Annotated in this window: 12 protein-coding genes; all 12 read right to left on the reverse strand. The window is 71.8% G+C overall.

Annotation, left to right across the window (positions count from 1 at the left end; all coding sequences use genetic code 11):
- Nucleotides 1–11: 11 nt before the first annotated feature.
- A complete protein-coding gene (locus AB0I68_RS21140; RefSeq protein WP_363178860.1) occupies nucleotides 12–1,526 on the reverse strand; it encodes an ATP-binding protein in 1,515 nt (504 codons plus the stop codon).
- Nucleotides 1,523–2,785 (reverse strand): MFS transporter, encoded by a 1,263-nt coding sequence (locus AB0I68_RS21145; RefSeq protein ID WP_363178861.1) that lies wholly within the window; start codon nucleotides 2,783–2,785, stop codon nucleotides 1,523–1,525. Before AB0I68_RS21145 ends, AB0I68_RS21140 begins: the two co-directional genes overlap by 4 nt.
- Before the next feature lie 25 nt (nucleotides 2,786–2,810).
- Nucleotides 2,811–3,635, reverse strand: a complete 825-nt coding sequence (locus AB0I68_RS21150) for an FAD binding domain-containing protein (RefSeq protein ID WP_363178862.1) — start codon at nucleotides 3,633–3,635, stop codon at nucleotides 2,811–2,813.
- Complete coding sequence (locus AB0I68_RS21155; RefSeq protein WP_363178863.1) at nucleotides 3,632–6,037, reverse strand: xanthine dehydrogenase family protein molybdopterin-binding subunit; 2,406 nt, start codon at nucleotides 6,035–6,037, stop codon at nucleotides 3,632–3,634. Before AB0I68_RS21155 ends, AB0I68_RS21150 begins: the two co-directional genes overlap by 4 nt.
- Before the next feature lie 5 nt (nucleotides 6,038–6,042).
- A complete protein-coding gene (locus tag AB0I68_RS21160; protein WP_363178864.1) occupies nucleotides 6,043–6,612 on the reverse strand; it encodes a (2Fe-2S)-binding protein in 570 nt (189 codons plus the stop codon).
- The gene (locus tag AB0I68_RS21165; protein ID WP_363178865.1) at nucleotides 6,597–7,211 is read right to left on the reverse strand and encodes an NAD(P)-binding domain-containing protein; all 615 of its coding nucleotides are present in this window, start codon (nucleotides 7,209–7,211) and stop codon (nucleotides 6,597–6,599) included. Before AB0I68_RS21165 ends, AB0I68_RS21160 begins: the two co-directional genes overlap by 16 nt.
- 70 nt (nucleotides 7,212–7,281) lie before the next feature.
- The gene (locus AB0I68_RS21170) at nucleotides 7,282–8,766 is read right to left on the reverse strand and encodes an aldehyde dehydrogenase family protein (protein WP_363178866.1); all 1,485 of its coding nucleotides are present in this window, start codon (nucleotides 8,764–8,766) and stop codon (nucleotides 7,282–7,284) included.
- A 37-nt stretch (nucleotides 8,767–8,803) separates the two neighbouring features.
- Nucleotides 8,804–9,544, reverse strand: coding sequence for a type 1 glutamine amidotransferase domain-containing protein (locus tag AB0I68_RS21175; RefSeq protein ID WP_363178867.1), 741 nt, complete (start codon nucleotides 9,542–9,544; stop codon nucleotides 8,804–8,806).
- 70 nt (nucleotides 9,545–9,614) lie between these two features.
- The gene (locus AB0I68_RS21180; RefSeq protein WP_363178868.1) at nucleotides 9,615–10,358 is read right to left on the reverse strand and encodes a MinD/ParA family protein; all 744 of its coding nucleotides are present in this window, start codon (nucleotides 10,356–10,358) and stop codon (nucleotides 9,615–9,617) included.
- On the reverse strand, nucleotides 10,358–11,623 hold the full coding sequence (locus tag AB0I68_RS21185; RefSeq protein ID WP_363178869.1) for a PP2C family protein-serine/threonine phosphatase: 1,266 nt from the start codon (nucleotides 11,621–11,623) through the stop codon (nucleotides 10,358–10,360). Before AB0I68_RS21185 ends, AB0I68_RS21180 begins: the two co-directional genes overlap by 1 nt.
- The gene (locus AB0I68_RS21190) at nucleotides 11,605–12,069 is read right to left on the reverse strand and encodes an ATP-binding protein (RefSeq protein WP_363178870.1); all 465 of its coding nucleotides are present in this window, start codon (nucleotides 12,067–12,069) and stop codon (nucleotides 11,605–11,607) included. The genes AB0I68_RS21185 and AB0I68_RS21190 overlap by 19 nt, the downstream gene beginning before the upstream one ends.
- 5 nt (nucleotides 12,070–12,074) lie before the next feature.
- Nucleotides 12,075–12,386 (reverse strand): STAS domain-containing protein, encoded by a 312-nt coding sequence (locus AB0I68_RS21195; RefSeq protein ID WP_030157520.1) that lies wholly within the window; start codon nucleotides 12,384–12,386, stop codon nucleotides 12,075–12,077.
- Between the last annotated feature and the right edge of the window lie 12 nt (nucleotides 12,387–12,398).

A 12,398-nucleotide genomic window follows, 5' to 3' on the forward strand; every position in this document is an offset into this window, starting at 1 on the left:
ACTCCATTCTTTCAACTGGTGGTGGAGCGGGTGGAGGTGGGTTCATCAGGTGTTTCGGCGCAGGCGGCGGCCGCGGTGAGCGGCAGCCGGACGACCATCCGGGTCTCGCCGGGACGCGAGCGGGCCGTGATCGAGCCGTGGTGGCGCTGGGTCACGATGCGGTAGCTGAGGTGCAGGCCGAGGCCCGTGCCCTTCCCCACGTCCTTGGTCGTGTAGAAGGGCTCGAAGATCCGCGGCAGGGAGTCCTCGGGGATGCCCCGGCCGGTGTCGGCGATCTCCACGACCAGGCACACGCCCTCGGCGCGGACCCGCAGGGTGAGGGTGCCGGCGCCCTCCATGGCCTCGGCCGCGTTGTCGACCAGATTGGTCCACACCTGGTTCAACTCGCTCGGATAGCCCGTCAGTTCGGGCAGGCCTGGCTCGTACTCACGCACGATGGTGATGCCGGAGAGCTTGGCGCGCAGCACGACCAGCGTGTTCTCGAGGCCGTCGGCCACCGCGAAGCGCTGTTCGGGCGCCCGGTCGAGATTGGCGTAATCCCGGGTGGCGGCGACGAGTTGGGAGATCCTCGGACCGGCTGCGCGCAGTTCCGCGGCGAGCGAGCGGATCTCCAGCAGGGCCGCCAGGTGGTCGAGGGCCGCGGGCAGGGCCGGTTCCCCGACCCCTTCCAGCCGCTCCAGCAGCCAGCCCAGTTCCAGCCCGAGGTCCGAGATCCCCGAGCCGAGCAGCCCGGGCCGTTCGGTGCCCGCCTCCTCGGCCCAGTCGGCGATCTCCTCCTCGGCGTCGGCCTGGGCGAGCGGGTCGGTGGTGGCCGGCGGCGGCAGCTTGTCGAGCTCCTCGGCCAGCCGGTCGAGTACGGAGCGCTCCGCGCCCGTCGCGGCGGCGCCCCAGGCCTGGGCGGTCCGGGTGAGCCCCTCCAGGGCCGGTGTCAGCTCCTGTGCGGCCCGGGCCACGGCGGCCGCCGGGTTGTTCAGCTCGTGCGCGAGGCCGGCGGCCAGGGTGCCGAGCGCTTCGACGGTGGCCCGTTTGCGGGCCTGTACCTCGGAGGACTTGATCCGCCAGGCCAGCACCGGGATCAGGACGGCCGCCACCCCGTGGCAGCGGGTCAGCATCTCGAAGAACACCGGTTTCGGGTACGCGACGACGGTGGTCGCCGGCCCGCTCGCGGCGGCGGTGGCCACGTACGCGCCGTCCGTCAGCAGCGGCAGCTCGCCGGTGAAGCGGTGCGCGGCGGAGGGCTTTCCGTCGTGCTCCTCGGCGGCCGCGCTCTCCTCCTCGGTGGAGTGCCGGGTGAGCACCTCCTCCCGGCCGTCGACGACCTTGGTGACGACCAGCCCGCCCGCGAGCAGGACGTGGAAGCCGGTGGCCTCCTCGCCGTCCCGGAAGAGGACCTCCCCGTCGGCGAGCACCCGGGGCTCGGAGACGGAGACCAGCCAGTCCAGCTGGTCGTCGGTGAGCCCGGCGAAGATCTCCAGCCCGATCAGGGCCGACCGCAGCTCGGCGGTGCTCATGTCGGCAGCCTTCATGTGGTGCTCCCTTCGGCCCGGGTGCGGGCGGCCAGCCGCAGCGTGACGAGGAGGGCCAGTGCGCACACCCCGGCGACGGCGGCCATGAAGCCGACCGAGGTGCGGTGCAGGCCGTGGATGTTGGTGAGCATTCCGGCGAGCACGGCCGGCACGCTCATCGCGAGGTACGCGAAGACGTAGACGGCGGCGGTCAGTTCGCCGCGGTGCGCCGGGTCGGCCAGCGCGCTCAGCGCCCGGAAGGAGCCGAGGAACGCCGCGCCCCAGCCACCGCCGAGGACGGCCGTGCCCACGAGGAACACGGGGGCCGAGCCGAGGCCCAGCGCGAGCAGGACCAGGCCGAGCCCGGCCAGCAGCCCGCACAGGCCGAGGACGGCGGTGCGCAGGGCCTCGGTGCGGCCCAGCAGCAGCTGGGCCGCGGTGGCGGCGCCCGCCAGCAGGGCCACGGTGGCCCCGCCGACCAGGTAGTTGGTGCTGCGGAGCAGCGAGAGGGCCAGGTGCGGCCCGAGCGAGAGGTAGAAGCCGCCGACCGACCAGACGGCGACGATGGTCAGGACGAGGATCGCGAACCGGCCCCGCACGGCGGCCGGGACATGGATCCGGCGTGCGGTGATCCGCAGCCGGCCGCCGGAGCGTGCGCCGGGAGCGCTCTCTTTCATCCGGACCACCCCCACCAGCGTGACCGCGAAGGCGGCGACCAGCAGCAGGTAGCTGAGCACGGTCGGGGCGGGCGCGTACTGGACGAGCAGCCCGGCCCCGATCCCGCCGAGCCCGATCCCCACCGTCGGCCCCGCGCTGTTGACCTGGGCGCCGAGCGCCGGCCGCGAACGCGGGGTGAGTTCGAGCAGGGCGGCGCCCATCGCCCCCGTGGCCAGGCCCACCGCGAGCCCCTGCACGGCGCGGGCGGCGAGCAGCAGTCCGAGCCCCTGGGCCCCGGCGAACAGCCCCATGGAGACGATCGCCAGGACCAGGCCGACGCCCAGCACGGGGCGCCGGCCCAGGGTGTCCGAAAGGGACCCGAACAGCAGGAGCCCGATCAGCACGGTGACCGCGTACAGCGCGAAGACCACCGTGATCATGCCGGAGGACAGGCCCCATCTCTCCTGGTAGAGCACGTAGAGGGCGGACGGTACGGAGGAGGAGAGCATCAGCAGGACGAGGACCGCGCCGACCACCCAGAAGCCGGAGCCTCTGGGGGCCGCGGCCGCCTGCGCGGCCGGTTTCGCCGGAACCCCCGTGGTCGTCCTGGACAATTCGGCCACTGCGTCAACTCCCCGTGGTGGGCGGTCAGGCGAGGGCCTGGTCTGCCCTCTGCAGCGCGCGGGCGGTCAGCACCCCCGCGAGATGGCCGAGGTACTCGGCCGAGGTGCCGCGCCCGGGGACGAACAGCTCCCTGGGCTCGGCGCGGAAGGCCGCGAGCACGGCCTCCGTCGTGTACGGGCCACCGCGCAGCCGGTCCTCGACCCCGCGCAGCCGCAGCGGGCGGGCGGTGGCCCCGGTGACCGCGATGCGCGGCCCGTCGGGGGTGATCCGTACGGCGGTGGCGCACACCGGGTAGCGCGTGGCCCGGTCGGCGGTCTTCTCGAAGGCGCCGGCCCCTCCGGCGGCGGGCACCAGCAGTGCGGTGACCACGGACCCGGCGGGCACCCCCGAGGCCGCGAACTCCTCGGCGGTCACGGCCGACCGCCCGCCGGGACCGGCCAGTTCGACCCGGGCGTCGGCGGCGATGGCCGCGACCGGCAGGTCGGTGGCGTCCCCGCCGGCGGCCAGGTTCCCGCCCGCGGTGCCGAGGTTGCGGACCTGGGGGTCCCCGTTGGCCCGGGCGGCGGCCGCCAGTTCCGGGGCCTCGGCGAGGACGACCGGGTGGGCGGCGAGCTCGGCGAGCGTGGTCAGCGCGCCGATCCGGATCCCGTCGGCGGTCCGCTCGATGCCGCGGAGCTCCTCGAGGTGGCGCACGTCGACGAGCAGCCGGGCCGTGGCCTCTCCGGTGCGCAGCCCGGGCAGCAGGCTCTGGCCGCCGGCCAGCACGCGGGCGCCCCGGGTGCCGGAGAGCAGCGTGAGCGCTTCGGCGAGGCCGGCGGGCCGTACGTAGTCGAACTCGGTGAGGATCACTGGGCTTCTCCTCGCAGGCGGCGCCAGACCTTCTCGGGGGTGAGCGGCATGTCGATGTGCTGCACGCCCAGGTCGGACAGGGCGTCGACGACCGCGTTGACGACGGCCGCGGCGGGCGGCACGGTGGCGATCTCGCCGGCGCCCTTGGCGCCCAGCGGGTTGTGCGGGCTGGGCGTGGTGGTCTTGTCGAGCGTGAAGAACGGCACGTCCGCGGCGCGCGGCAGGGCGTACTTGGTCAGGTCGGAGCTGACGAGCAGGCCCTGTTCGTCGTACACGGCGGCCTCCATCAGCGCCTGGCCGAGGCCGTGCGTGATGCTGCCCTCGATCTGGCCGAGGACGATCTTCGGATTGCCGATGTTGCCGGCGTCGTCGACGGCGGTGTACGCCACCACCTCGGTCTCGCCGGTGAGTTCGTCTACCTCGACGACCGCGACGTGCGTGCCGAAGGGGTAGTTGAAGTCCGGCGGGTCGAAGTGGGTGGTCTCGTCGAGGGCGGGCTCGATCTCCGGGGGCAGCCCCCAGCCGTACCACATGGCCATCGCCAGCTCGGCGAAGGTCTTGGTGTTCTCCTCGTTGCCCTCTTCGTAGACCTTGCCGCCCGCGTAGACGACCTTGTCCTCGGGGATGCCGAGGAACACCGCCCCCGCCTTGACCAGCTTGGCCTTGAGCTTCCGGGCGGTGAGGGCGACGGCGGGCGCGGCCATGCTGTAGGAGCGCGAGCCGTAGGTGCCCTGCCCGTACGGGGCCTTCAGCGTGTCGCCCTCGTACACCTGGACCTGGGCCGGGTCGATGCCGAGCTCGTCCGCGGCGACCTGCGCGAAGACCGTGTGGTGGCTCTGGCCGGTGGAGGCGGAGCCGACGGTGACGGTGACCTCGCCGGTCGGGTGGACGCGGATGTTCGCGCTCTCCCAGGTGCCGCCGAGCATGCCCTCCTTGGACATCCGGGTGGAGGGGCCGACGCCGCAGATGGCCACGTAGGTGGCGAGGCCCACGCCGAGCCGCTTGCCGCGGGTGCGGGCCTCGGCCTTGCGGGCGGGCATGTCGGCGTAGCCCGACAGCTCCATCGCCTTGTCGAAGTTCAGCCGGTAGTCCCCGGAGTCGTACGTCCAGCCGAGGCCGTTGTCGTACGGGAACTTCTCGTTCGGCACCAGGTTCTTGCGCCGGACGGCCGCCGGGTCCATGCCGATCTCGGAGGCGTACCGGTCGACGAGCCGCTCCATCAGGAAGGCGGCCTCGGCGCGCCCGCTGCCGCGCTGGGCGCCGAGCGAGACGGTGTTGGTGAAGGCGGCGTACACCTCGCAGAAGGCGGCGGGGATGTCGTACATGCCGCTGATGGAACGTCCCATCAGGGCGGTGGCGACACCGGGGCCGATGGTGGAGGGGTACGCGCCGAGGTTGGCGTAGCTGGTGGCGCGCACGGCGGTGATGCGGCCGTCGCGGGTGCCGGCGAGCACCACGTGCTGGCGGTGGTCGCGGCCCTGGACGGTGGAGTTCATCAGGCCGGTGCGGGTGTCCACCCATTTCACGGGCCGGCCGAGCGCCTTGGAGAGCAGCAGGACCAGCGCCATGTCGGGGTAGAGGTAGCCCTTGGTGCCGAAGCTGCCGCCGACGGTCGGGGCGATCACCCGGAGCTTGTTGAACGGGATGCCGAGGACCAGCGCGGCGAGCAGGAAGCGGTGGTTGTGCGGGCCCTGGGTGGACGCGTAGAGGGTGTACTCGTCGGTGGCGGCGTTGTAGTCGCCGACCGCGCCGCGCGGCTCGATGGGGCTGTTGATGGTGCGCTGGTTCACCAGATCCAGCTCTACCGTGACCTCGGCCCCGGCGATGGCCGCGTCGGTGCGGTCCTTGTCGCCGCAGGTCCAGTACGCGTTCAGGTTGCCCGGTACGGCCTCGTGCAGCTGGGGCGCGCCCTCGGCGAGTGCCTCGTCGGCCCGGGTGACCACGGGCAGCGGTTCGTACTCGACGGCGATGGCGGCCAGCGCGGCGGCGGCCTGGCGCGGGGTCTCGGCGACGACCACGGCGATCGGGTCGCCGACGTGCCGGACGGCGTCGCCGGTCAGGACCGGGCGGGCGCCGGGAAGTCCGTAGGGGTGGGGCGGGAAGTGGCTTTCGACGCCGCCGGGGATCCAGATGCAGGGCAGCGGCATGACGTCGGCGTAGTCGGCCGCGGTGGCCACCTTCAGCACGCCCGGCATCTGCTCGGCGGCCTTGGTCTCGATGGAGAGGATCTTCGCGTGGGCGACCGGGCTGCCGAGGATCGCCATGTGGGCGGTGCCCGGGAGGTCGATGTCGGCCACGTACGTGGCCTCGCCGCGCAGCAGCTGCGGATCCTCGCGGCTGTCCAGCGGCTGTCCGAGCACGCCCGATCCCTGGAGGGGAGCCTCCCCCGTCACTGCGGTCATGTCCCTCACACCTCCTTGCCGGACGCGGACGCCGCGGCGGACCCGGACCCGGACGCGGCGGCGGAGACCGCGGCGCTCTCGCCGATCTCCTCGGGGATCTCGGCCCGGGCGGCGGAGCAGGCGCGCTGCACGCCCCGTACGACGCTGTGGTAGCCGGTGCAGCGGCACAGGTTGCCGGTGAGCCACTCGCGGATCTCGGGCTCGGAGGGCGCCTCGCGGTCCGCGGTGTTCTCGACGAGCTCGCCGAGGGCCATCACCATGCCGGGGGTGCAGAACCCGCACTGGGTGCCGTGCTCCTGGCGCAGGGCCTCCTGGAGGCCGGTGAGTTCGCCGCCCCGTGCGGTGACCCCCTCGATGGTGGTCACCCGGGAGCCGGCGGCCGACGCGGTGAGGATCAGGCAGCTCTTGACGGACCGGCCGTCGAGCTGGACGACGCAGGTGCCGCACTGGCCGGTGTCGCATCCGACCTTGGTGCCGGTCAGCCCGAGGCCGTCACGGAGCCGTTCCACCAGCAGTTCGTTCGGCTCGGCCGAGAACTGCTCGGGTCTTCCGTTCACGTTCAGTGAGAGATCCATGCCAGCGCCTGCGCTTCCGTGAGCGGCCGGTTGAAAAGGGGCCCGCCGGGCTGCTGGAGAATTCCTCCGGAGTGCAGCGAGCCGGTGTCGACGGGGGCGAATCCCAGATCCGTGATGATTCCCGCGACGATTTCCTTGGCTTTCTCGTCGTCGCCCGCCGTGAAATGGGCCAGGCGTTCGCCTCCCGCGGTGCCAGCGACGGCGAGAGTCTCGAAATGCATGGTGTTCAGGGATTTCACGACCCGGGCGCCGGGATACCACTCGGCGACCAGTTCGCTGGAGCTGCGCCCGCCCAGATCCGCGGGCGCGTCCGGGCCGCTGAACGCGTTCGTGGCGTCCACCAGCACCTTGTCCTGTACGGCCGCGGGCGCAAGGAGCCCGCGGATGCTCGCATAAGGCACCATCAACACCAGCAGTTCGGCCTGGTCGGCCACCTCGGCGGGGTGCGCCGCCGAGGCCGCCGGGCCCAGTTCGGCCAGTAAGGGGCCGATGGAACGGGGGCCGCGGGCGTTGGCCAATAAGACCTCGTGCCCGGCCGCCACCAGGATCCGCGCGAGGGTGGAACCGATCCGCCCGGTGCCGATGATGCCTGTGCGCATTGCCGCTCCTACTCGGTTCTTGGGTCGGTCGCTGAGTCGGTCAGTCGGCCGTCGCTCAGTCCGCCGTCGCTCAGTCCATGCCGATCCAGACCGACTTGGTCTGGGTGTAGCTCTCGAGGGATTCCGGTCCGCACTCGCGCCCGTATCCGGAGGCCTTGTAGCCGCCGTACGGCACGGAGGGGTCGTACTGGTTGTAGCAATTCACCCAGACCGTGCCGGCCTTGATCTGGGAGGCCACCCGGTGGGCGCGCCGCAGGTCCTTGGTGTGGACGCCCGCGGCGAGGCCGTACGCGCTGTCGTTGGCGATCCGGATCGCGTCGTCCTCGGTGTCGAAGGGGATGATCGACAGGACCGGCCCGAAGATCTCCTCCTGGGCGATCCGCATGCTGTTGTCGACGCCGGTGAAGACGGTCGGCAGGAAGTACAGGCCCTGGCTGGAGGCCCCCTCCGGGGTCCAGCCGGTGCCGCCGGTGCGCAGCACGGCGCCTTCCTTCTCGCCGACCTCGATGTACGAGCTGACCTTGTCGAACTGGCCGCGGTGGGCCAGCGGCCCGAACAGGGTCTCCGGGTCGCGCGGGTCGCCGGGCTTGAGGGCGGCGGCGCGCCGGACCAGGCGCTCGACCAGCTCGTCGTGGATGGGGCGCTGCAGCAGCAGCCGGGAGCCGGCGGTGCAGATCTCGCCCTTGTTGTAGTAGATGCCGAAGAAGGCGAGCTCCTCGGCGGCGTCCAGGTCGGCGTCGGCGAAGACGATGTTGGCCGACTTGCCGCCGAGCTCCATCGTCACCTTCTTCAGGGTCCCGGCCGACTTGCGGATGATCGACTGGCCGACCGCGGTGGAGCCGGTGAAGGCGATCTTGTCGATGCCCGGGTGGTCGGTCAGGGTCTCGCCGAGCTCCACACCGGGACCGGTGATCACGTTCAGCACACCGTCCGGGATCTCCGCCTCCTGGAAGAGCTCGGCGATCTTCAGAGCGGTGAGCGGGGTGGCCGGGGAGGGCTTGTGGACGACCGTGTTGCCCGCCGCCAGCGCCGGCGCGATCTTCGTCATCGACAGCAGCAGCGGGAAGTTGAACGGGGTGATCGCGCAGACCACGCCCAGCGGCTCGCGCAGGGTGTACGCGAGCTGCCCGCCGGCCGGGGCCCGCGAGGAGCCGTCGACGCGGGTCACGGCGCCGGCGTAGTAGTGCATGAGCTGGGCGGCCATGGGGGCGTCGACCGTGCTGGAGAAGGCGAACGGCTTGCCCATGTCCACCGTCTCCAGCAGGGCGATCTCCTCCAGGTCGCGCTCGATGAGCTCACCGACCCGGTTCAGCCGCAGCGCGCGCTCCTGGGCGGACAGTCTGCTCCAGGGACCCTCCTCGTACGCATGGCGGGCGGCGGCCACGGCCGCATCCGCGTCCGCGGCGGTGGCCTGGGCCACCGGTACGATTTCCTGTCCGTCCACGGGACTGATGTCCGGCTCGGTACGGCCGTCCTGGGCCGAGACCCATGTGCCGCCGATGAACAGCTTCCCGGGGTTGGCCAAGGGCTGGTCGCTGAGCGCGCGCTTGGTCATGGCTGCCTTTCGGGGGTGTCGGGGGCGGGGCGTCGTGCTAGCCCTGCGCGAGCTGCCGTAAGAACGTCTCGGCAAGGGCCTTGGAGGAGTACGGGTTCTGGCCGGTGGTGAGCTTGCGGTCCACGACCACGTGCGAGTCCCAGATCGCCTCGGCCTTCTCGTAGCGCGCGCCGAGCCGGGTGAGCTCGGCCTCGAGGATCAGCGGGAGCCGGCCGGCCATGTTGGTGACCATCTCCTCGCTGTGGGAGAAGGCCGTCATCCTGTAGCCCTCGAACGGCCAGTGGCCTTCGCCGTCGCGCAGGGCGAGCAGCGAGGTGTGGCCGTGGCAGACGGTGGCGAGCGGTTTGTCCGCGGCGATGGCCCACCGCAGGATCTGGGCGAGCTCGTCGGACTTGGGCAGGTCTCCGATCGCGCCGTGGCCGCCGCTCACGTAGATGCCGTCGTAGTCGGCGATGTCCTTCTCGGTGAGGGATTCCACCGCGATGGGGTTCTTGAGCTGGGGGGTGTTCTCGATGACTCTGACGTACTCGGCGGCGTTGGCGGCGTCCTGGTCCGGCGAGCCCTGGGGGCGGACCCACTGGAGGAACTGGGGGTCGATGCTGGTCTGGTCGACTGTGGGGGCCTGTCCCCCGATCGTCGCCACCTCCACGGTGTGGCCTGCGGCCTTGAAGAGGGTGTAGGGAACGACGAATTCCTCGGCCCAGAATCCCGAGGGGTGCTGTTCCCCGTCCAACAGATGGAGCGTTGCCTTGGCCGTCATGACGACGAGAATCTTCATGACTGTTCTCCTTGTTCTGGAATCGCTGCCGATTCAACACGCCCCCCGCAGGGGGCGTAAGGGGGGAGCGTCAGGCGCGCGATACTTCGTGAGGTGCGTCCAACGCGGAGATGATGGTGCGGAATTCACCGACCAGGGGGTGGTCGGGATGAGCTTCGGCGAATATGCGCTCGCCGTACAGGGCGGCCATTTCCGGCACATAAGGAAGGATTCCGGCCAGGGGGGCGCCGTACACCTCCTCGGCACGCCGGCGGACCCGTTCCCCGTCGATGCCTTCGGGGGCCATGCTCATGACCAGAGCCCGCCGGCAGGCCAGCCGCCCGGCCAGGGCGATGGTCTCCTCGACTCCGGAGAGGTCGATCCGGTCGGCCCGGGCCATGATCATCAGTACGTCGGCGCTCGCCATGGCGGTCACCGACTCGTTGTTCAGCCCGGCGTGGGTGTCGAGCAGCAGCACGTCGAGTCCGTAGTGCCCGGCCAGCCGGTCGAAGCCCTCCGGCAGCAGCCCCACGTCGTAGCCGCTCGTCATGAGCTCGCGCAGCGCCGCCGTCCCGGTCCGGGCCGGTACGACGTACAGCCCGGGCACGCCGACCTGTTGGGCCGTGGCCTCGATCTCGCAGCGCCCGAGCAGGTAGTCGGCCAGGGAGGGGCCCGGGCCGAGCCGGAAGAGCAGGTCCAGGGTGGGCGACTGGATGTCCGTGTCGACCACCCCCACCCGGCGTCCCTCGCCCGCGATGAGCAGGGCCAGGTTCGCCAGTACCGAGGACTTCCCGGTGCCGCCGCGGTGCGAATGCACCACGATGGTCCGGGTCATCAGGCCACCGCCGTACGGGCCGCCGTGGTCCGGTCCGCGTGCGGCCCCCGCGCCGCGCGTGGCCGGTGCAGGGCCAGCATGGTGACGTCGTCGTGCTGCTCGGCCGTTCCCGTGTGCTCCCGTACGGCGGTGTCCATCCGGTCGACCACCTCCCTGCCGCTCACCGGGGGGCCGGCGAGCAGCTCCAGCATCCGCTCGTCACCGAGGAAGCTGCCGCTGGGGCAGCGGGCCTCCGGCACCCCGTCGGTGAACACGAACAGGGTGTCGCCGGGGTTCAGCTGGGCGTAGCCGAGGGTGTACACGCAGTCCGGCAGCACCCCGACGGCCGGGCCGGTGACCTCCAGGGCGAGCGGGTCGCCGCCGTCGGCGCGCAGCAGCAGCGGCGCGTTGTGGCCCCCGTTGATGTACACGAGGCTGCCGGTCAGCGGGTCGAGCACACCGAAGAACAGGGTGGCGAAGTAGCCCTGCCTCAGATGGTTGCGGGTCAGGTAGCCATTGGTGGCGGTGACCGCGTTGAGCAGCGGTGTCGCGCCGACCACCGGAATCCGCCGGCTGCCGCCGGCCCGTCCGGCTGCCACCAGGTGCTGCAGTCCGCTGTTCTCGGCGGTGTGCCGCAGCAGCGAGCGGATCAGCGCCATGAACAGCGCGGCGCCGACCCCCTTGTCGCAGACGTCGGCGACGACGAAGGCGAGGCGGCGACCGCGGGAGATCTCGAAGACGTCGTAGAAGTCCCCCGCGACCTGGCGGGCGGGCCGGAACCGGACGTCGATCTCCCAGCCTTCGGGGACCGGCAGCGATTCGGGCAGGAAGCCGGCCTGGATCTCCCGGCCGATCTCCAACTCCTTCTCATAGCTCATGAGTTCGGCGCGGGCATCGGCTTCGCGCAGGGTGCGGCCGAGTCCGGCGCGCTCCGAGCAGCTGTGCAGCCGGGCCCCGACGAGGGCGGGCAGGAAAGGCGGAACGAGGTAGTCGTGGCCGAGCCGGACGTGTTCCTCGAGGGCGGCGAACTCCGTCACCGTCCAGACGACCACGATGGGGGCTCCGGCCCAGCGGCGCAGCCGCCGTACCGCGAGGCGCACCGACTCCCCGTCGGCCTCGGCCGGGGCGAGGAGCACGTCGGCGACGGGAAGCCCGTCCGGCGGGTCGTTGAGCAGCTCCGTCAGGGTGCGGGCGACGAGTTCCGCGTCCATCGACCGCAGCGCGTCGAGCAGTTCGAGCGGAGGCGGCGGGTACTCGTCGAGGATGATCACGGTCGTGGAGGGCATGGGTCCGTCCCCTCAGCCTTCACAGTCAGCGTGCTGATGTTGCGGCCGTCCCTGCGTACGTAGCTGAATTCGTCCACGCTGGTCAGCGCCAGGTGGATGCCGAGTCCGCCGACCCGCCGCCGCTCGGGGGGAACCCCGGGGGCGGGGGGCAGGCAGCCCTCGACGGGGTCGAAGGCCGGTGCGGAGTCCGCTATGGAGATCTGCACCCGGCCGGGACCGGAGCGGCCGCGGACGGTGATCCGCCCGTCGCCGCCCCGGTACCCGTGCATCACGATGTTCGTGGCCAGCTCGTCCACGGCCAGCCGGATCCGGTACGCGGCGCCCTTGTCCAGGGCCGCCCGGCCGGCCAGCCGCAGGACGAACGAGGCGATCTCGCCCAGTGCCCCCATGGTGGCGGGCACCTCCAGTTCGGCGGGCGTCCTCGCCAGTTCGACCATGTCACTCATGCGATTCACTCATCGGAGAGCACGATGCTGCGGTCCAGCCCGGCCGTCCGGATGGTCCGGGACACGGGCTCGATCGCGCCGACCACCTTGATGGTCACGTGGTTCGCCACCTTCTGCTGGGCGAAGACCAGGGACCGCAGTCCGGCACTGGCCATGTAGCCGACACCGGCCATCCTGATCTCGACCGTGCCGGTGCCGTGCCCGGCGGCCTTCTCGATGGTCTGGTGGAAGTCCGGCGCGGTCTTGGCGTCCAGCTCGCCCGCCAGCTCGATCACGGTGGTGTCGCCCTCGATGCTCAGGGACACGGAAAGCGGCATGTCAGGTCTCCT

It is taken from the genome of Streptomyces sp. NPDC050448 (assembly GCF_040655295.1).
In the GTDB taxonomy this organism is placed as follows: Bacteria; Actinomycetota; Actinomycetes; order Streptomycetales; family Streptomycetaceae; genus Streptomyces.

Bases quoted from the DNA above. Each gene is read 5' to 3' on its own strand.
- AB0I68_RS21155 (WP_363178863.1), bottom strand. From the start codon at position 6,037: ATGACCGCAGTGACGGGGGAGGCTCCCCTCCAGGGATCGGGCGTGCTC.
- AB0I68_RS21175 (WP_363178867.1), bottom strand. From the start codon at position 9,544: ATGAAGATTCTCGTCGTCATGACGGCCAAGGCAACGCTCCATCTGTTG.
- AB0I68_RS21195 (WP_030157520.1), bottom strand. From the start codon at position 12,386: ATGCCGCTTTCCGTGTCCCTGAGCATCGAGGGCGACACCACCGTGATC.
- AB0I68_RS21160 (WP_363178864.1), bottom strand. From the start codon at position 6,612: ATGGATCTCTCACTGAACGTGAACGGAAGACCCGAGCAGTTCTCGGCC.
- AB0I68_RS21185 (WP_363178869.1), bottom strand. From the start codon at position 11,623: ATGCCCTCCACGACCGTGATCATCCTCGACGAGTACCCGCCGCCTCCG.
- AB0I68_RS21165 (WP_363178865.1), bottom strand. From the start codon at position 7,211: ATGCGCACAGGCATCATCGGCACCGGGCGGATCGGTTCCACCCTCGCG.
- AB0I68_RS21170 (WP_363178866.1), bottom strand. From the start codon at position 8,766: ATGACCAAGCGCGCGCTCAGCGACCAGCCCTTGGCCAACCCCGGGAAG.
- AB0I68_RS21180 (WP_363178868.1), bottom strand. From the start codon at position 10,358: ATGACCCGGACCATCGTGGTGCATTCGCACCGCGGCGGCACCGGGAAG.
- AB0I68_RS21190 (WP_363178870.1), bottom strand. From the start codon at position 12,069: ATGAGTGACATGGTCGAACTGGCGAGGACGCCCGCCGAACTGGAGGTG.
- AB0I68_RS21140 (WP_363178860.1), bottom strand. From the start codon at position 1,526: ATGAAGGCTGCCGACATGAGCACCGCCGAGCTGCGGTCGGCCCTGATC.